This is a genomic window from Gaoshiqia sp. US2 (assembly GCF_059705485.1).
Window position 1 is genome coordinate 1,990,223 of sequence record NZ_AP048550.1, and the last position, 18,585, is coordinate 2,008,807.

Annotated in this window: 18 protein-coding genes; 16 read left to right on the forward strand and 2 right to left on the reverse strand. The window is 45.4% G+C overall.

Annotation, left to right across the window (positions count from 1 at the left end):
* Positions 1 to 9: 9 nt before the first annotated feature.
* Complete coding sequence (locus AC6H3C_RS07810) at positions 10 to 429, forward strand: RbsD/FucU family protein (RefSeq protein ID WP_497520171.1); 420 nt, start codon at positions 10 to 12, stop codon at positions 427 to 429.
* A gap of 131 nt (positions 430 to 560) precedes the next feature.
* On the forward strand, positions 561 to 2,342 hold the full coding sequence (locus AC6H3C_RS07815) for a right-handed parallel beta-helix repeat-containing protein (RefSeq protein ID WP_497520172.1): 1,782 nt from the start codon (positions 561 to 563) through the stop codon (positions 2,340 to 2,342).
* Positions 2,343 to 2,674: 332 nt separating this feature from the next.
* On the opposite strand, the gene AC6H3C_RS07820 is transcribed toward AC6H3C_RS07815, so the two are convergent.
* Positions 2,675 to 3,847 (reverse strand): IS4 family transposase, encoded by a 1,173-nt coding sequence (locus AC6H3C_RS07820; protein ID WP_497520173.1) that lies wholly within the window; start codon positions 3,845 to 3,847, stop codon positions 2,675 to 2,677.
* Positions 3,848 to 3,980: 133 nt separating this feature from the next.
* On the opposite strand from AC6H3C_RS07820, the gene AC6H3C_RS07825 reads away from it, so the two are divergent.
* The 9 genes from AC6H3C_RS07825 to AC6H3C_RS07865 all read left to right on the forward strand — a co-directional run bounded on the left by AC6H3C_RS07825 (position 3,981) and on the right by AC6H3C_RS07865 (position 13,367).
* On the forward strand, positions 3,981 to 6,281 hold the full coding sequence (locus tag AC6H3C_RS07825) for a GH92 family glycosyl hydrolase (RefSeq protein WP_497520174.1): 2,301 nt from the start codon (positions 3,981 to 3,983) through the stop codon (positions 6,279 to 6,281).
* A 16-nt stretch (positions 6,282 to 6,297) separates the two neighbouring features.
* On the forward strand, positions 6,298 to 7,278 hold the full coding sequence (locus AC6H3C_RS07830) for an ROK family protein (protein ID WP_497520175.1): 981 nt from the start codon (positions 6,298 to 6,300) through the stop codon (positions 7,276 to 7,278).
* A gap of 11 nt (positions 7,279 to 7,289) precedes the next feature.
* Positions 7,290 to 7,898 carry a D-sedoheptulose 7-phosphate isomerase gene (gmhA, locus tag AC6H3C_RS07835; protein ID WP_497520176.1) on the forward strand — a complete coding sequence of 203 codons (609 nt, stop codon included), beginning with the start codon at positions 7,290 to 7,292 and terminating at the stop codon, positions 7,896 to 7,898.
* Between the two features lie 9 nt (positions 7,899 to 7,907).
* A complete protein-coding gene (locus AC6H3C_RS07840) occupies positions 7,908 to 9,059 on the forward strand; it encodes an MFS transporter (protein ID WP_497520177.1) in 1,152 nt (383 codons plus the stop codon).
* 812 nt (positions 9,060 to 9,871) lie between these two features.
* Positions 9,872 to 10,723, forward strand: a complete 852-nt coding sequence (locus AC6H3C_RS07845; RefSeq protein WP_497520178.1) for an RteC domain-containing protein — start codon at positions 9,872 to 9,874, stop codon at positions 10,721 to 10,723.
* A 329-nt stretch (positions 10,724 to 11,052) separates the two neighbouring features.
* Positions 11,053 to 11,301 (forward strand): hypothetical protein, encoded by a 249-nt coding sequence (locus AC6H3C_RS07850; RefSeq protein ID WP_497520179.1) that lies wholly within the window; start codon positions 11,053 to 11,055, stop codon positions 11,299 to 11,301.
* A gap of 149 nt (positions 11,302 to 11,450) precedes the next feature.
* The gene (locus AC6H3C_RS07855; protein WP_497520180.1) at positions 11,451 to 11,747 is read left to right on the forward strand and encodes a helix-turn-helix domain-containing protein; all 297 of its coding nucleotides are present in this window, start codon (positions 11,451 to 11,453) and stop codon (positions 11,745 to 11,747) included.
* Positions 11,744 to 12,718 carry a hypothetical protein gene (locus AC6H3C_RS07860; protein WP_497520181.1) on the forward strand — a complete coding sequence of 325 codons (975 nt, stop codon included), beginning with the start codon at positions 11,744 to 11,746 and terminating at the stop codon, positions 12,716 to 12,718. Before AC6H3C_RS07855 ends, AC6H3C_RS07860 begins: the two co-directional genes overlap by 4 nt.
* Positions 12,705 to 13,367, forward strand: a complete 663-nt coding sequence (locus tag AC6H3C_RS07865) for an ATPase (RefSeq protein WP_497520182.1) — start codon at positions 12,705 to 12,707, stop codon at positions 13,365 to 13,367. Before AC6H3C_RS07860 ends, AC6H3C_RS07865 begins: the two co-directional genes overlap by 14 nt.
* Before the next feature lie 8 nt (positions 13,368 to 13,375).
* On the opposite strand, the gene AC6H3C_RS07870 is transcribed toward AC6H3C_RS07865, so the two are convergent.
* Positions 13,376 to 13,525 (reverse strand): hypothetical protein, encoded by a 150-nt coding sequence (locus AC6H3C_RS07870; protein WP_497520183.1) that lies wholly within the window; start codon positions 13,523 to 13,525, stop codon positions 13,376 to 13,378.
* 789 nt (positions 13,526 to 14,314) lie between these two features.
* Here AC6H3C_RS07870 and AC6H3C_RS07875 point away from each other — a divergent pair.
* The 5 genes from AC6H3C_RS07875 to AC6H3C_RS07895 all read left to right on the forward strand — a co-directional run bounded on the left by AC6H3C_RS07875 (position 14,315) and on the right by AC6H3C_RS07895 (position 18,572).
* On the forward strand, positions 14,315 to 14,674 hold the full coding sequence (locus AC6H3C_RS07875) for a hypothetical protein (RefSeq protein WP_497520184.1): 360 nt from the start codon (positions 14,315 to 14,317) through the stop codon (positions 14,672 to 14,674).
* 40 nt (positions 14,675 to 14,714) lie between these two features.
* Positions 14,715 to 15,029, forward strand: a complete 315-nt coding sequence (locus AC6H3C_RS07880; RefSeq protein WP_497520185.1) for a DUF4134 domain-containing protein — start codon at positions 14,715 to 14,717, stop codon at positions 15,027 to 15,029.
* Entirely contained in the window at positions 15,029 to 15,340 is a 312-nt protein-coding gene (locus AC6H3C_RS07885; RefSeq protein WP_497521256.1) for a DUF4133 domain-containing protein, read from the forward strand. Before AC6H3C_RS07880 ends, AC6H3C_RS07885 begins: the two co-directional genes overlap by 1 nt.
* An 8-nt stretch (positions 15,341 to 15,348) precedes the next feature.
* Positions 15,349 to 17,802 (forward strand): TraG family conjugative transposon ATPase, encoded by a 2,454-nt coding sequence (locus AC6H3C_RS07890; RefSeq protein ID WP_497520186.1) that lies wholly within the window; start codon positions 15,349 to 15,351, stop codon positions 17,800 to 17,802.
* 86 nt (positions 17,803 to 17,888) lie between these two features.
* Positions 17,889 to 18,572, forward strand: coding sequence for a hypothetical protein (locus tag AC6H3C_RS07895; RefSeq protein WP_497520187.1), 684 nt, complete (start codon positions 17,889 to 17,891; stop codon positions 18,570 to 18,572).
* Positions 18,573 to 18,585 lie beyond the last annotated feature (13 nt).

Here is an 18,585-nt window from a genome sequence, read left to right on the forward strand (position 1 = left end):
AGCGCCAAAATGTTAAAAACAAAACTGTTACACCCGGAAATATTGGCTGCGCTCGGAAGCAACGGGCACGGGGCCAAAATTTTACTGGCCGACGGAAATTATCCGTTTTCCACCAGCGTACCGTTTTCTACAAAAAAGGTATTTCTGAACCTGGCACCGGGCATGCTTTCGGTGGTAGATGTCTTATCTGTTCTTGCCGAGTATGTTCCGGTTGAAAAAGCGCTTGTAATGGTTCCGCCGGATGGAACGCCCCAGCCTGTTCACCAGGAGTTTGCCAAAATACTTGGAGATGGCGTTCCTGTTGAAAAAGTAATGCGTATGGAATTTTACGGCGAGGCAAAATCGCCCGATACCTGCCTGGTGATTGCAACCGGCGAGATGAAGCGGTTTGCCAATCTGTTGCTTACCATTGGCGTTGTGAAATATTGAATTGAGAACATGATGTGCTAACCTGAAAATTTATATTTATGAAACGAGCATGTAAATTACTTACATCCAAGTCTATGTGAATGTTTGACATGCGAGTTCCATACGACAACTAAAAAACAAATTATTCACGTATGAAAATTCTAACGGTCTTTTTTATCGTTTTTTTGCTATGTTCCGGCCTTTCAGCAAAAGAGTATTACGTTGCTGTCGGCGGGAATGACAACAATCCAGGCACCCGCAAAAATCCTTTTCAAACTATTCAGAAAGCGGCTGACATCATGCAGCCGGGCGACGTTTGTATTGTTCGCGAGGGAGTTTACCGCGAATGGGTAAAGCCTGTGCGCGGAGGTACCTCCGAAGCGCAGCGGATTGTTTTCAAAGCAGCTCCCGGCGAAAAGGCGATCATCAAAGGGTCTGAACGTGCAACGGGTTGGGCCAGGTACAGCGAAAAAGTCTGGCGGCTGAAACTGCCCGATTCTTTTTTCGGGAACTTCAACCCTTTTAAACTGAACCTGAGCGGAGGCTGGCTCCGGTATGGCAAGGAATATCACCTGGGAGACCTGTACCTGAACGGCAACTCTTTTTGCGAGAAGTTTAGCCTTGACACGGTTGTTTCCAGAAAGGCTACTTACCTTATAAAAGCCTTACCCGATACGACCGTTATTTATGCCAACTTTGGGAAAAGCGACCCCAATACTGAACTTACCGAAATCAATGTGCGCGAGTGCGTGTTCTTTCCGGAAGTAAAAGGGTTGAAGTACATCACCGTCGATGGATTTACGATGATGCATGCAGCCGCCAACTGGGCTTGTTTCAGGGCGTTCCAACATGCATTGATCGGCACGTATTGGGGCAAACACTGGATTATCGAAAACTGTGTTATTTCCGATGCCCGTTGCACCGGTATCGTGTGTGGCAATGATCCGTCGCACGAGGACGAAGGGTTTGACGTGGAAGAAGCCGGTTATCATATCATCCGCAACAACGAAATCAGGCGGTGCGGCGAGGCCGGGATTCACGGTTTTAAAGGATGGTCGTGCAGCATTATCGAAGGCAACCTGATCGAAGAAATCAATGCAAAAAAAGAATTTGGCGGCTTTGAAACCGGGGGTATCAAGCTTCACGATGCGGTGGACGTGATTGTGCGCAACAACATTGTGCGCAAGGTTTATGTCACGGCCCCGGGGCAGTACGCCGGGATATGGATCGACTGGGGGGCACAGGGGACAAGGGTGACCGGCAACGTGGTTTACGACATGGAGGCTCGTGCCCTTTTCCTGCAAAATGCACATGGCCCTGTTTTAGTTGATAATAACATCTTTTCGGGCGATATTCGTTCATCAATGGCGAATTGTGTGTATGTGCATAATTTATTTATCAACTGCAAAGTGATTTACAAGATTGAAAAATTATCGCCGGTTTACTGGAAGCCGCATACCGCCGTTGCCGTAAAAACGCTCCCGACAAGTTTTCAGAACGATAAAATTTATAACAACATTTATGTGGCCAAAGGGACTGAAGGAATCCCTCAATATCCAGGATTTCACATCGACTGGAATGTCTATTACGACGGCGCCGGCAAGAGTACGTTCGGCGACAAAAGCGGCTTTGCCGATAGCAGTTTTCAGGCTGAAGCAGTTATCAAAACCCTGCCCAAAGGGGTGGAAGTGGTATTCAATAACCACAAAGATGCCACTGGCATCAATGCCCCTTCAATAACCAACGCTTTTATCGGGAAATTCGAACTCACCGGGCAGGGGTTGGAAAAACACGACGGGACGCCTTTTTCTGTGGATGCAGATATGTTTGGCAACCCACGCAACAATAAGCCCAATCCGGGGCCAGTTCAAAAACTGGTGGCAGGGAAAAACCTGATCACTTTAACGGCAGGCCCGAAGATAAACGGAAAATAAGCCAAAACCTGTGTTACAAAACAGTATAACCAATAATATCACGTCACTGCAAGAAGGGAAATAATTTTGCTTACTTTGAATTTGTCAGGATTCCTTAGAAACTGTTTAAATTTGGTTTTCTTGTTCCGATAGGAACGAAAGGTCGGTAGAATGATTGAAAACCGGTATGCCTGTTGTCCCGTACGGGACAACACATCGCTTATGAATCGGCATTTCTACCGACAGATTTTCCCCACGGGAAATTTTTAAACAGTTTCTTAATTAATAAAATACAAGGTTTCAAGGTCAGTAATATAGAAACTATTTTAAAGATGAGACATCACTAGTGTCTACTAAAAATTAAAGCTAAGTTGAAAGCCGAAGTCATTACATATTTCAGGTCCTTCGTCGACCGGTCTTTCGAACAGTTCCCTGATGGGCGTTCTGTCAATGAGAGAGCCTCGCAAGATGCGGAGTACATCGAACATGCTCCTGTTGAGAAGGTAGTCATGTTCGGCGACTGCAACAAGGCAGTAAGCGGATATGGCACAATAAATCTGTATCCTGACAGCGTTTTCAGAGTTGCCCCAAAAGGATTTGATGTACAGGTGCTGCTTGATCCATTTGAAAAACAACTCCACCTGCCAACGCTTTTTGTAGAGCATTGCAATATCTTTTGCGCTGATATAAAACGCATTGGTAATATATGTAAACGTGCGTTTGAGTTCATTGGGGTAGTACACGATTCTACGCAGTCTGCCAGGATATTTCTTTTTGGACTGATATCCGGTAAGTTCGATAGTCTGATCGCTGATAACTCCGTCAGAACCCTCGATAAGGTCTTCTCCGTCAACGATCTTATACTGAAGCTTGCCTTTCTGGCGGATGATAAAGTAAGAGTCGATGATGTTGATTTTATACAGTCTGGCCAAATCAAAATAGCCTCTGTCGAAGATATAGTATGCATTGGGTTCATACGGGATATCATCCATCGCCTGAGTATCGTGAACGTTGGCATTGGTGATATTGATGTATGCCGGAATTTGTGTAACGATATCAAAAAGCGTATGAGCCTTGATTCCGCTTTTTGTGCTGCGGAACTTTGCCCACCAGAAAAGGCTGAGGCAGAGGTCAATTGTAGTGGAATCAAAAGCATAAAACTTCCCGTTAAGGTCAAATGGTGCATCAATTCGTTTATTTTGCGCAATCCCGATGAGTTTTCTGGAAAACTCCTCAAATATGCGGTAATCCCTGTTCGCGTTTGTCTTGGCAAGGTTCGCCAGCTTTATCTCTTCTTTGCCAAATCCAAGATGGTAGGCCTTTCTGGAATGAGCGGATACCACGCTGACGAGTTCTCTGAGTCTTTCGCAGCCGTACAGTTGGCCGAACATCATGACAAGCAACTGGTTCCAGCAGGTAAAGTGCTTGACATACTTGTCTCCGTTATACTGTTTGACTATCCAATCAAAGGCTTCCTTTGGCAGAAGCTTGATGAGTTGTGTAAATACATAAGATCCCGTGTTCATATTGCTTTGAAGCTTGGCCTCAGGCAATATATGAAATCAAATGTAGATGTTGGATTTATTGCTGTATCTTATTGCATATAAAACAATTATAAGAGTTAAGGAAAAAGTTTAGTAGACACTAATGATGAGACATATGAAATTTAAAATCACACGGGTTCTCAGGGAGATGCTTGTTGCGATACTCGTTTTTTTCTTCATCCAAACGTTCGCGGGAACCCCCAGCGGGACTTCCCCGACATCAAAAAAATCTTATACTTCGTTCGTCAACCCATTTGTTGGTACTTCGGGTCACGGCCACACGTTCCCGGCGGCCTGCCTCCCGTTTGGGATGGTGCAACTGGGGCCCGACACGGGGGTAGAGGGTTGGGACTGGTGCTCGGGTTATCATGCCAGCGATAGTTCCATCATGGGCTTTTCGCACAATCACATGAGCGGCACCGGGCTCCCGGCCTTGGGTGATGTGCTTGTCATGCCCTTCACGGGTGAACCCCGGTTTATGCCTGGCTCCAAAGAGAAACCCAATGAGGGATACCGTTCGCGGTTCTCGCGCGAAACGGAAATTGCCAGGCCGGGCTATTACGCGGTAAAGCTGGAAGATTGCAATGTTTATGCCGAGATGACCGCCTCTCAGCGGGTTGGTTTTCACCGGTACACGTTCCAGGGCGATTCTCCCGCGGGCTTAATCGTTGACATGGGTCATGGCATTGGAGACAAGATTGTGAAAAGTTCACTCAAACTGGTCGATGAATACACCCTGGTAGGCTCCCGGAATTCAACTTGCCACCTGATTAAAGACCATCTGATTTATTTCTGTGCCCGGTTTTCAAAACCTGTCGTCCAGGTTGTTTCCTTTGCCGACGGAACCAAAGGCGACCAAAAATCAATTGAGGGGATCGTTTCAAAGATGGCCCTGTCGTTTAATCTCAAGAAAGGGGAAACGCTGCAGGTGAAAGTAGGCTTGTCGTATGTCAGCGAAGACGGGGCTAAAATTAACATTGAAAAGGAAATACCAGCATGGGACTTTGACCAGGTAGCGAAGATTGCCAATCAGGAATGGGAAAAAGAATTGTCGAAAATTGAGGTGGAAACCGATAATGCGGAACAGAAAACAACCTTCTATACCGCCCTTTACCATTCGCTGGTTTGCCCCAACCTGATTTCCGACGCCGACGGAACTTACCGGGGGTGGGACAACAAAATCCATCAGGACAGCACCCGTGACTATTACACCAACTTTTCGCTGTGGGACACTTACCGGGCACTGCACCCGCTTTTCTCGCTATTGTACCCCGACAAAAACCTTGATTTTATCCGTTCGATGATGGAATGCCTCAACCAGACCAACTGGTTGCCCATCATGGATTTTGGGATACGGGACATGAGGGGGATGATTGGTTATCACTCGGTCCCGGTAATTTCGCAGGCCATCCTGACAGGCGAAAAGGGGTTTGACCATGAAAAAGCCTTTGCCGGGATGAAAGACCTGGCCATGCGCGATGAGGTAGGGATAGACCACTACAAAAAACTGGGTTTTATTCCTTCTGAGACGGAAAGAAATTCAGTGTCGAAAGTATTGGAATATGCTTATGACGACTGGTGCATTGCACAAGTTGCCAAAAAACTTGGGAAAAAGGAAGACTATAATTATTTCATTGAACGTGCCAAGAACTATAAAAATCATTTTGATGTTTCCACTGGTTTCATGCGTGGCCGCCATGCCAACGGCCGATGGTGCGAACCTTTCGACCCCAAATTTACCACACCTGTGGGAAGGGGTGATTTCACCGAAGCAAATTCCTGGCAATATACGTTCTACGCTCCGCAGGATGTAACAGGATTAATAGACCTGATTGGAGGCGATAAGGCTTTTGCTGAAAAGTTGGATTCTTTGTTCAGTGTTAAAACGGGTGACGAAGAGCCTGGTGTGCATGATGTCACCGGGCTTATCGGCCAGTATGCCCATGGAAATGAGCCAAGCCATCATACAGCATACCTGTATAATTTTGCAGGCCAGCCTTGGAAAACCCAACGAATGGTACACACCATCAAAAACACGCTATATAACAGCACCCGGGACGGATTGTGTGGGAATGATGATTGTGGGCAAATGTCTGCCTGGTATGTCTTTAGTTCGCTCGGACTTTATCCCGTCACTCCGGGAATGGATTATTATGTGATTGGTACGCCTTCATTTAAAAGTGCCAGGTTACACCTCCCTGATGGGAAACGCTTCACAATTGACGCAAAAGATATTTCCAGGACTAATTATTACATTCAAAGTGCCAATCAAAATGGGAAAAACTATTCCAAATCATTTTTATTGATAGAAGATATAATGAAAGGGGGAACCCTCGAATTCAGGATGGGGAACAAACCTCAGACCGAATGGGGGAGCAAACCGGAAGAAAGGCCCGTTTCAGCAATAAAAGATTAACTCAAATACAATTTTTATGATAACATTAATAGGCATCGACTTGGGGGGCACCAAATGTGCAGTGATCCTTGGACAGCTTGATGAAAGCGGCCATCCGATAATTGTAGACAAATCCGTGATACCGACCAAGGATTATCCAGACCCCTACCGGATGGTTGAAAGGTTGCAGCAGGAAATGGAGATATTGCTCCAATCGTATCAAACAGACATTCAAACCGTGGCTTCGATCGGAATCAGTTGTGGGGGCCCGCTGGACAGCGTCAGGGGAGTGATCCTTTCACCCCCGAACCTCCCGGGCTGGAATGAAATCCCGATTGTAAGGTTGTTTGTTGAAAAGTATGATATTCCCACCGCTATCCAGAACGATGCCAATGCCTGCGCCCTGGCCGAGTGGAAATTCGGGGCGGGCCGCGAAACGAGGAACATGATTTTCCTGACTTTTGGCACCGGTCTTGGCGCCGGTCTGATCCTTGACGGGAAACTCTATGCCGGGACTAACGACAATGCCGGGGAGGTCGGTCATATCAGGCTGGATAATTATGGCCCGGTTGGGTATGGCAAATCCGGTTCGTTCGAAGGATTTTGCAGCGGCGGCGGTATTGCCCAATTAGCCCGGCTGAAAGCGATGGAAAAACTCCAGATGGGCGAAAAAGTTTCGTGGTGCGCCACTGCTTCTGAATTGCCGGACATTACTGCGCAAAAAGTGGCAGAAGCGGCTAATGAAGGCGATATCCTGGCAAAGGAAGTTTATGATATTTGCGGAAATTATTTTGGAAAAGGGCTATCTGTGTTGATGGATATATTGAACCCCGAATGCATCGTGATCGGGAGTATATACGTCCGTGCCGGTTACCTGCTGACCCAATCGCTCGAAAAGGCGCTCCAGAAAGAAGCTTTGCCCCTAGCCCGTAAGGTATGCCGCATCGTTCCGGCTGAATTGGACGAGCAAATCGGCGATATGGCTTCCCTTTCAGTTGCAGCCAATCAACTCACATAAAATCAGTAAAAATGATAATCGAACAGATTAAAGTGAATTTCAGGGAGGCACAAGAAGTGCTTGAGCGTTTTGTATCAAACCCGACAACCTGGGAGAAACTGGAAAAGGCAGGAGAAATTATGGTTCAGGCCTTAAAATCGGGGAACAAAGTCATTGCCTGTGGCAATGGCGGTTCGTTATGCGATGCCGTGCACTTTGCCGAAGAGTTGACCGGGCGGTTTCAGCAAGACCGGATGCCCTTGTCTGCGCTGGCTATCAGCGATCCTTCCCACATTACTTGCGTGGCTAATGATTTTGGCTACGATTACATTTTTTCGCGTAGCGTCGAAGCGCTTGGCAAGACCGGCGATGTCCTGCTTGCTATCAGTTCAAGCGGGAATTCCCGGAATGTGGTCAATGCCATTGATTCGGCAAAGCGGGCTGGAATGAGAGTGATCGGGCTCACTGGCAAAACCGGTGGAGAGATGGCCCCGTTATGTGATGTTGAAATTCGTGCCCCACATAGCGGGTATTCCGACCGGATCCAGGAAATCCACATCATGGTGATTCATGCCCTCGTGAATTATATTGAACTGGGAATGGGAGAAGAATTATTCGGTACCAAATATCCAACCAAATAACCAACCGATATGGAACAAAAGATCAACATACAACACTATTTGCCGGTGATGGCCGGATTTTTCGTTATGGGATTCGTAGATGTGGTGGGAATAGCGTCCAATTATATCAAGCAGGATTTTCAGTTAAGCGACACCATTGCCAACCTGATTTTGATGATGCTCTACATCTGGTTTGTATTGCTGTCAATTCCAACCGGTCTGCTGATGGGCCGAATTGGGAGGAGGAAAACCGTACTGTTGAGCGTCGTCACAACAGCCGTTGCCCTGTTTATACCAATCGTTTCGTATAATTTTGCTACAGTACTCCTGGCCTTATCTTTATTAGGCATTGGCAACACCATGTTGCAGGTATCGCTGAACCCTTTGGTTGGCGACGTTGTTCCGGATTCAAAACTGGCCAGCAGCCTGACTTTCGGGCAATTTGTCAAGTCAATCTCCTCGTTCCTGGGGCCGGTTATTGCCGGGGGCGCTGCCCTTTACCTGGGAAACTGGCGTTATCTTTTCCCCTTGTTCGGCGGCATATCGATACTGGCAGCGCTTTGGCTGAATGCCGTTAAGATAACCGAAACAGGATCGACAAGGCAAAAGGGCTCGTTTATGGATAGTTTGAACCTGTTGGGCGACATGCGGATTCTCGGTTTTTTTGCAGGCATCCTACTTGTTGTTGGCATCGATGTCGGGTTAAATGTTTCCATCCCCAAATACCTGATGTTTAAGGGGAACATTTCTCTGGAAGAAGCCGGTCTGGGGATCAGCGTGTATTTTGCAGCCAAAACGGCAGGCGCTTTCCTGGGAGGTTTCCTCCTGTCGCGAATTAATGTCGTAAAATTTTACCGGGTCATAGTTATACTCTGCCTTATATCATTGTCCGTCACTTTGCTGGCGTCTTCGTTGACTGTCATCTATGTTGGAATTTTTATGGTTGGACTTTCCGTGGCCAATGTTTTTTCCGTCATTTTCTCCCTGGCGCTGGTCCGCAAACCGGAGTTCCGCAACGAAATCTCCGGGTTGATAATGATGGGTGTGATTGGCGGGGCGATTATAACCCTGTTAATTGGTATTGTTTCAGACAATTTTGGTCTTACTGCCGGGATGCTGGTATTGGGCGCCTGCATGGTTTATTTGTTGGGGAATTCGTTGTCAGTTAAATCAGGACGATAAGTACAGAAAATATTTGAACGGAATTATAGAAAGAGTAATGGAACAGGAATTATTACAGAGACTATCAGAATGTATAGAGTACGGAAAAATCAATATGGCATCACCATTTCCGCCCCAGATGAAAGGCCAGTCGGGAGCTGATGAATCGGTTTATCTTCGGAAATCACAGACTCAATGGCTGCAGTATTTAAAATAGAGACTCAATAGCAAGGCTTTTAAAGGAATTAAATCTCTGTGATTCAGGGGAGGCAGATAGGGTAAATAAATTGGGGCAAATGAGAAAGGAAACTGTCTTGGAGCAACATATTGAATGTTATAATAAGTTTTAATTGACATTGTTTGGTTTTGGTTCAAGTAAATCTTCCGTTTGGTTAAGAGAAAAGGAGGATTCCCCGGGAGTGTTTCGATGCTCCCGGGTTTAAACGTAATTTAAAGTTTTCAGTAAAATTCTTTATTAAGATGATAACATTGAGAAAATAAAAAATTGAGCGGTTGCAAAATCCGGTGGATGGGTTTAAAATATTAACCGGCCATACACTAAGGCCCAACTATTAACTGTTTAATTTTAGCTATGGAAACAATTAATAAAATCGTTTGTGATTTGAAAAATGAATTGTCCGGAGAAACGGAAATTCCCGGAAAATCTCCGGATAGAATGGAATATTTCATCGGTCAATGCACGGTCGTTTTGTACCGGATGTTCAGCTGGACATTTTGCAACAAAATACAGGGGTTTATCTATTATTTTGAGGTTAAATCCGCTCTTGACAGGATAATGCATTTAAATTGAATCCCTTAAGATTTGGTTTGCCATGAACGACAATTACACCCCGGAACAAACAGTTGAAGTACTGAAGAACAATTTACAGGAGTTAGGTTGTGACGGGACCAGCGACCTGCTGGTAATAGAAAAAGCCATCGGGTCCTGTTCTTCCGCTCTTTTGGAGCTACGGGAATACGTCAGTGGATATGACTTTAAAACACGGGAAGACGAAATCTATTTCTTTAAAGTTATCAAACCGTACGTCCTCGGAGAATACCTGTACTTCTCCAAACTGTTCGAGATAGAAACCCGGCGGCCGGTGACAACGGCGAGAGCCCAAAAGAAATATTTAAAGAAGATGATTTCACAGGCGCAGCGATTCTTCAATGAAAACCCGGAGTCGTACCAGTATTACCGGAGCGGGTCAACGCATTTCGACGAGAAGTGTTTTGTCAGGACAAAAACGATTAATTGCCTGAATGCGCATCATTTCGTTGTGGACCCATTGTTTTCAACAAGCCATGATTATACCCTGGCGGCTATAATGGCCAATGAAAAAATCATTGTTTACTGTAAAACTGAAGTCAAACAATTGGAAGAGCTTGGAAGGGCTGCTGAACTGCAAAAATTGTTAAAACAGGCAAAACTCAATTTCAAGTGGACCGGGAGTAAAACCGACCTGGTGGAAATGATTTACGGGGTCCGTGACACGGGCGCCATTAATAACGGGAAAGTGGAAATCATAGACTTGATTAAAGGTTACGAGATTTTCTTTAACATCAAACTCCCCAGGTTTTACCATACGTTTTCCGAGATGAAAGAGCGCGCCAATCGTACAAGTTTCCTGGACCTGATGAAAAAATGTTTGATCAAAAGGATGGACGAAAGCGATGAGAAATGAGAACAAAAAGGATATAAACCGAAATTATAAACAGGAATACAAACTATTGGAAATAATCTAACGATTCAAATTTTAAAAGATCATGTAGAGTGTTTAGAAAATAAGGACATATTAAAATTATAAAAGCGTTGGCTTTTATTCTTGTACCGGAAAATCGTCAAATCAATACACCACAGGAATATAAGTGAACGGCCCCCGTATGGCGTGGGCTGTGCTTATTTGTGGTGTGGGTGTTTGACGATACCTCTGGTACGAATAACGTGCAGTTCACGTTTCTTTTTGTGCCCGGGTATTTGACGATCTCCTGTCCAAAACATATAAATAAAGAAATGTATCAAACTGAAAAAAACAATAGAAATGCCGATCTGGTAAGCGCATTTCTCCGGTGCCCGTTCGGAGAAACGGTTTCGGATTGCCCGTTTATCCAGGCTTACCAGCTCAATAACCCGCAAAAACAAATCATGCTTTTAAACTCCCTTCCAGGACAGGAACTTGAGCAACTCCGTTCCCACCACCGGACGTGCATTGCACTACGCAGGGCTGATTTCCTGATCAATGGAGATCCACAAAAAAGATAAGATTTTTTACAATCCAATTCCATAATCAAAAAAACAGCGTCTGAATTGTAAAAAAAACAGACCGGAGTCCGGGTCAACGTTGGTTCAAAACTTAAGTGAAGGCTTCAATTTTGGGACATGTCAAAATGAACCATTCAAAATTAAAAGTTATGCCTTCAGAAATTATTACTACCGACGATCTTCGGGAATTCAAGCTCGAATTATTCTCTGAACTGAAAAAACTGTTTGACGAGCGCCAGGGACAACCCGCGAAAAAATGGTTAAAATCGTATGAAGTCCGCAAGATGCTGGGTATTTCCCCCGGAACGCTTCAGAACATGCGCATTAACGGAACCATCCCGTTTACCAAAATGGGCGGAATCCTGTTTTATGATTCCGGCGAGATCCAGAAAATCCTGGAATCCAATAAGCAGAAAGACAGGTTTAGTTTCACCGCCCGGCGATGAATTACATCCGGCACCTGAACGGATTCTTTGAACGTTTGGCAGAAGATGAGCGCCTGTCTTCCTATCACATCAGCCTGTATATTGCCCTGTTTCAATATTGGAACGCCAACCGGTTCAGCGACCAGTTTATCATTTCCCGGACGGAAGTGATGCAACTGGCCCGGATCGGTTCTGCCAATACCTATGCCCGTTGCATCAAAGAACTGGCAGACTGGAGATACATTGAATACTTCCCTTCTTCCAATTTGCATTCAGGAAGCAAAGTTACCTGTATCAGATTCGATATTGGAAGCGATACCGCATGTGATACCGGTATTAAAAGTGATACAGCATCTGACATTGCAACAGGTACAACTACTGAGATCAGTATTTCAGGCGATCTTAAAAGTGATACTGCATCTGATATTGCAGCCAATACAACAAATGATACCGGTACTTCAGGTAATCTTAAAAGTGATACCGGAGCTGATACGGCAAGTGATACCGGTATCATTACCGGTACCGAAAATGATACCGGAAGAAGTACAGCCACCGGTATAAATGAACCTGCCGATACTAAATCTGATACCGGAACTGATACAGCAAGTGATACACTTCTTATAAACATTACAAAGAAGAATAAACTAAAAGAAGAATCTTCAAAAAGAAATTCAAAAGAAAAAGTTTCAGAAGAAGAAGAAATCAGAAAAAGAGATGGAGAACCCAAAATTCAAATCCCGGGGATTGAAACCGTCAGAAACTTTTTTAAAAAGAACCAATCTTCAGCCGACGAAGCGCAAAAATTTTACTCCCGTTACCAGTTATCCGGCTGGAAAACCGGGGATATGAAAACCATTGTTTCCTGGCAGGCCCTTGCCCGGAAATGGATTGAAAACAATCAAAACAATAAAGCAGATGAACGAAAACATAATCAAAACAGGACCGGCCAGCTCAGTGTCACGGTCAACAAAAATTACGATGAACCCTTATGAGCAGATTGCCGATTTTAAGGGTGGAATATTCAATTTCAGCTTTTCTACCAGTGTGCAATGGATGGAAGAACACGGCAAAATCCTGTTTGGGGACCATTTCGCCATTTACCCGGACGATTTGGAATTGATCTACAAACTGCTGGTTTATGCCATCGGTGATAAGGAAAACGCAGAACGGCACGGGGTTAGTCTTCAGAAAGGATTACTTGCCTGTGGGCCAGTTGGTTGTGGAAAGTCATGTTTGTTGAAGCTGATCAGCTATTTCTTTCCCAGGGAAACACAGTACCAGATCAAGCCTACGCGGGAGATCAGCTTTGAATTCGAGAAAGACGGATTCTCCGTGATAAACCTTTACAGTAAAGGTTCATTCTTCAGGTACGGCGAAAGGTTTCTACCCAAAGCCTGGTGTTTTGACGATCTGGGACTGGAACAGACTCCAAAGTACTACGGAAACGATTGCAACGTGATGGCTGAAATCCTCCTTGCCCGCTACGATCTGTTTGTCTCCAAACGGATGATGACCCACATTACTACGAACCTTTCAGCCTCCGAACTGGAATCCATTTACGGGAACCGTGTCCGCAGCCGGATGCGCGAAATGTTCAATTTGGTGGCTTTTGACAGGGAATCCAAAGACAAAAGACGTTAAAAAGCCATTTAGAAAGGTATGCTGCGGCCTGTTCGCGCTTTGGCTCCGCCGGGCGCGAACAAGCCTTGATCCAATTGTGGAAGATTGGCCCCGTCCGGTTCAAAGATCAATCCCTGTCCTTTTCTGACCGGATTGCCTTTTCCCTTACAAAAGGCCACACTTCCTGTTTTTGCAGGTTTTTAATGAATTTTGGCATTAATGCAATTTTTGTCCGGCACTTTCCATGTCCCCCGGCACATTCGCTTCACTTCGCTTTACCCGCTCCCTAATCCCGTTCGCTGCACTCACCGGAACGGGTCGCTAAGTTCAGCTTGTTCATCTCATAAGCCGGGTTGCACCGCGCGGCAAGAGTAGCCCGGTTAACTTTGGCTTCGCTTTGTTAACGGGCTACACATGCCTTCCCCTGCCCGCATTCCAATAACTTTTAACAGGTTCGCTATTCCTGAACAAGTAAGGTAGCCAATCGTGTCAAAATCAAAAAGAAAAGCCAAGTTAGCCGGACTCCCCCCATTCCCATTCCGGTAAACGCGCAAGGCCAAAGCAAGTGTCCCGCTCTTTTAAACATTGGCAGAATTACATTTATTAATTTTTGGCCCTGATTTCGCGGTCCAGCCTTGCACGTTCGCCCCGTCCGTCACCTTTCCGGCTTTCTTTTTATTTTTTTGACTGTTTTTTCTTTTTCTTTTCGAAATATTTTTTCCAATCAAATTGAAATAAACCCTGTCAGGGTTTATTGAAAAATCACTTTCCCGGGAACTTTTCCAATCAAATCAATCCATAACGAACTAAATTATAGTCGGATAGTTGCGGGCATAATAAAAAAAAAACATACCCGGAGTCCGGGTCAACGTTGGCTTTTGCTATTTCCCGCTGTCCCATTTTTGCATCGGTGATCAGGCCCGACTACCGAACCGAGATCATACAATTTTTAATTAAAACGAAAAACCATGTTTGGAATCAATCAAATCAGCTGGGGACAATTTTCAGGTTTTATCCTTTTTATCCTTATAGTCTGGTACCTGTCAGTTACCTTGCTTGCGTTTATCCATCAAAAGAGAAAGCGGAGTACACTTTTTGAAGACGATTCGTTTACCCCTGTTCTTGCCGAATCCCTTCAAGCGATTGTAGTCTCCTCAAAAGATTATCCATCCGAATTAATCCCTGTCCGGCTTTCAGAAGACATTGTCCTGCCAGCTTCGCTATATGAAGAAACAGGGATTGATGACGGTTATTCCATCGACGCTTTTTCCAAACCCGGTCACCCGGAACTGCCAAAAATCCTGGAGAACGTCCAGGTTCAGTCATAAATCAATCACAATTATTCATTCTTTAAAAACTCAAAGTCCCATGAAAACAAAAGTTCAGTGTTTTTTCAAACGGGCGCAAGCCTTTGTTGCATTGCTCATTCTGGGTATTGCCCAAACGATGGCACAGTCAGCCTCTGGTATTGACCAGGCCACCGCCGAAGTCAGTTCGTATGTCGATCCGGTCTCCAACCTGATTATTGCCATTGGCGCTGTCGTCGGTTTGATCGGCGGGGTACGTGTGTATATAAAGTGGCAGAGCGGCGACCAGGACACCCAGAAAGCCATTATGGGCTGGTTCGGGGCCTGCTTATTCCTGATCCTGGTTGGCGTGGTGATCAAAGCATTCTTTGTGTGATGCAGACCTACCCAATCAAAAAGGTGGATACCCGGTTGTACATCAAAGGGCTTTCCGGCCCTTTGGTTTTCCGGGCGCTGTACGGCATTATTGCCACCTTTCTGCTGTTCTCCGCGCTTTACGTACTGGCCGGTGTTTTTCCTGCCGTTTTGATCGGAGTCCCCGCTTTTTTCGGGTACCTGTACCGGTTAAACACCATCCAGAAAAAATATGGTCCCGAGGGCTGGGGCAAGAAGCAGACCGCCCGGAAACTGCCCCAGTTTATCAGCTGCAAACGCCGAATTCAACAAACATTTTCCAATTCCAATTGAAAATCAAAATGAAGATCAAAAACCTTGAAACAGTCCTTCCGATACTGGGATTCAATGGAGACGTTCAGGTATCCAACAACCTGGATTTGACCATCGGTTTCAGGCTTCAGCTACCGGAAGTTCTTTCCAACAGTACAGAGCAAATCTACATGCTCCACGATACGTTCCAGAGAATGATCAATTTGCTCCCAGCCGGAAGTTTTATTCACAAGCAGGATTTCTTTCTGGTTAACGAATTCCATCCCAAAGAATCGGAATTGCAATCAAAGTCGACCAGAGCAAAAGCCAGCCTGAATGAATCTTATTTGGAGCATTTCGATGGAAGGCATTATTTGAAACATGAGTGCTGTTTTTACATCAGTTTGCTCAATAAAGGACTTCTGAAAAGCTACCTGGAATCCGCCCTGATCTTCTCCCGGAAAGAGCGAAACCTTGAAAAGTTGCAGTACGACAAGATCAACGAACTGAAAGGAAATGTAATAGCCATCTTTCAGCAAAACGGGATCGGCTGCCAACCTATTACTAAGGAAGAAGCCATTGGCGATCAGCATTCCCTGGGGCTGATCGAACGCTTTTTAAGCCTCAATTTTACCGACAACCACCCGGCATTGGGCGGAATTGATTTTCGGGACCGGTTGAAAGTGATGGACCAGTTTGTGGAAATTCTCTCATTAAGTGACTATTCCCATGTACCGGCAGAACTTCGCCCGGTATCGGAACACCCGCAAACAGGACTGCCCGTTTCGCTGGTTTACCCGCTGTGCTATCATTTACCGTTTTCGCACGTCACCAACCAGTTTATCTACATTCCCGATCAGCAGGAAATCAAAGCCTACCTGGAAGGAAGTTATAAGAAGATATTCAGCCTCTCGAAATTCTCCTCGGAGAACAAGGTCAACGCGGGGTTGATTGAATCCTTTCTGTACCAGGTACAGACTTCAGGAGAAAAGATTGTGAAGACCCACTTTAACGTGATGTTTTTCGATGCTTCGCTAAAGGATTTAAAGCAGCACAAAAGCGAAACCAGTTCCGCTTTTGCACTGATGAACTGTTTCCCGTACCAGCACACCCACGATCTGCCGATGTTGTTTTTCTCGTGTGTGCCATTCTCGACCCAACTTCCGGAGACAGAACTGTTCATTACCCAGGTACCGCAGGCCTGCTGCCTGACCAATTTCGAGGGAGAACTGAAAAATAGCGAATCGGATTTTGTGATCCGACTTTCAGACCGGTTGGAAGGTTGCCCGGTGAAGATTGACATCTCTGACGAACCGATGCACAAGCATTTGATCCATAACCGGAACAAGATCATTATCGGCGGATCAGGCTCCGGAAAATCCTTTTTCACCAACCATTTGCTCAGGCAATATGCTGAAAGCGAAAACTGTCACATTGTTCTATTGGACGTTGGCCGAAGCTATGAACTGCTGACCCGTTACCTGGATGAACGGTTAAAAAATCAGGGCGGTGCCATGATGGTAGAGTTTACAACCGACAACCCGATCTCATTCAATCCTTTTATCCTGGAAGGAGAACTGGACATCGAGCGAAAGCAAACCATTCTATCGGTGATCTACACCATTTACAAGGAAAACCTTTCGGAGATGGAGAAAGATGTGATTGCCCATTCGGTGACAGCGTTTTTTGAGTCCGACCAAACGAATGAATTAGGCTTCCTGATGGAACGATCATTTAACGGATATTACGAGTTCTGCCAGAGTTATATTCCGACACTGGTGGAAGAAAAATCCATCCAGTTTAATGCCAAAGAGTTTTTCTTTATCCTGGGCAAATACTATCGCGGAGGCGAATACGACTATCTGCTGAACAAGCAGATGGATACCGATGAGTTCTTCCATTGCCCGTTTATTGTCTTCGAATTGGACAATATTAAGGAGCATGCAGTAATTTTCCCGGTCGCCACCCTGATCATTATCGACATTTTTATGCAGAAGATGAGAAGGCTTAAGGGTGTCCGGAAAGTCATCTGCATCGAGGAAGCGTGGAAAGCCATCGCCACTCCGCAGATGGCCAGCTATATAAAATATTTCTACAAGACTATTAGAAAATTCTTTGGCGAGGCGATGGTGGTTACCCAGGAAGTGGACGATGTGATTTCTTCGCCGGTAATCCGCGATGCAATCATCAACAATGCCGATACGAGAATATTGCTAGACATGAGCAAATTCCGGAACAAATTCCAGGGCATCAGCGATACCCTTGGACTTTCCGAATTCCAGAAAGAACAAATCCTGTCGATCAACAAAAACCTTCCGGCAGGCCGCAAACTCAAGGAAGTGTTTATCAGCCTTGGAAGCTACTCGCAGGTCTATGCCCTGGAAGTCAGCAAACCCGAATACTACTGTTATACCTCTGAACAAAGCGAAAAGGAGATGATCCTGCAAAAGCTGGAAGGGAAACACGATCAAAACTTTATCGAAATCCTCAAGGGCCTCCCCTAACCCCTGCCTGGATGACGCAGTCAGACAGGCAGGCGAAGGAGGAGAATAAGAAAATTACAGAAACAAAAACAATTACAATTACAGCCATGAAAACAATTAGAACAATGACAACCGGCTCAATCAGAGCAACGCTTTTAATTGCTCTGGTGATCAATTTTTTTAGCATTCTCACCGCGAAATCCACCTTCGCCCAGGCACCGGTAACCGATGTGGGGGCAGGTATTCAGCGCGAAGCCTTATGGGAGCAGGAAAAGGGAATCCTTTCAGAAATTAACTGGTACAATGTGCTGATTAAAATCCTGAACGGCGACATTAAGGGATTAACCTCAGAACTGGTTGGGATCGATCAAAAGAAGTTGGCAAGCCTTCAAAAGGTGAGCTATCTGATCAAAGATTACAAGCGCATCAAGCAGACCAAGGAGATGCTGGATAAGATCATCTATATCTACACCACCAAACTGCCCTTGCTGGTCCAGGACGAAAACTTCACTACCCATCAGGCTGCGGTGATTGTCGAATCCTTTGACCTGGTATTGGATGACAGCCGCCAACTGGTCACTACCATCCTAAATACCATCGTGGAAGACGACCTGTTTATGATGGACGACAAACAGCGGTACGATACCATCAACGGGATTTACAACGAAGTGAAAAAGCATTACGGAACCATCTGTTACCTCTACAACAAGCTGGCCTGGGCTTCCTACCAACGAAGTTTCAATACCGGGCAAATCGAAAAGTTCGCCTTTTACTACACACTCTACGATTAACGGTTCTATGCTT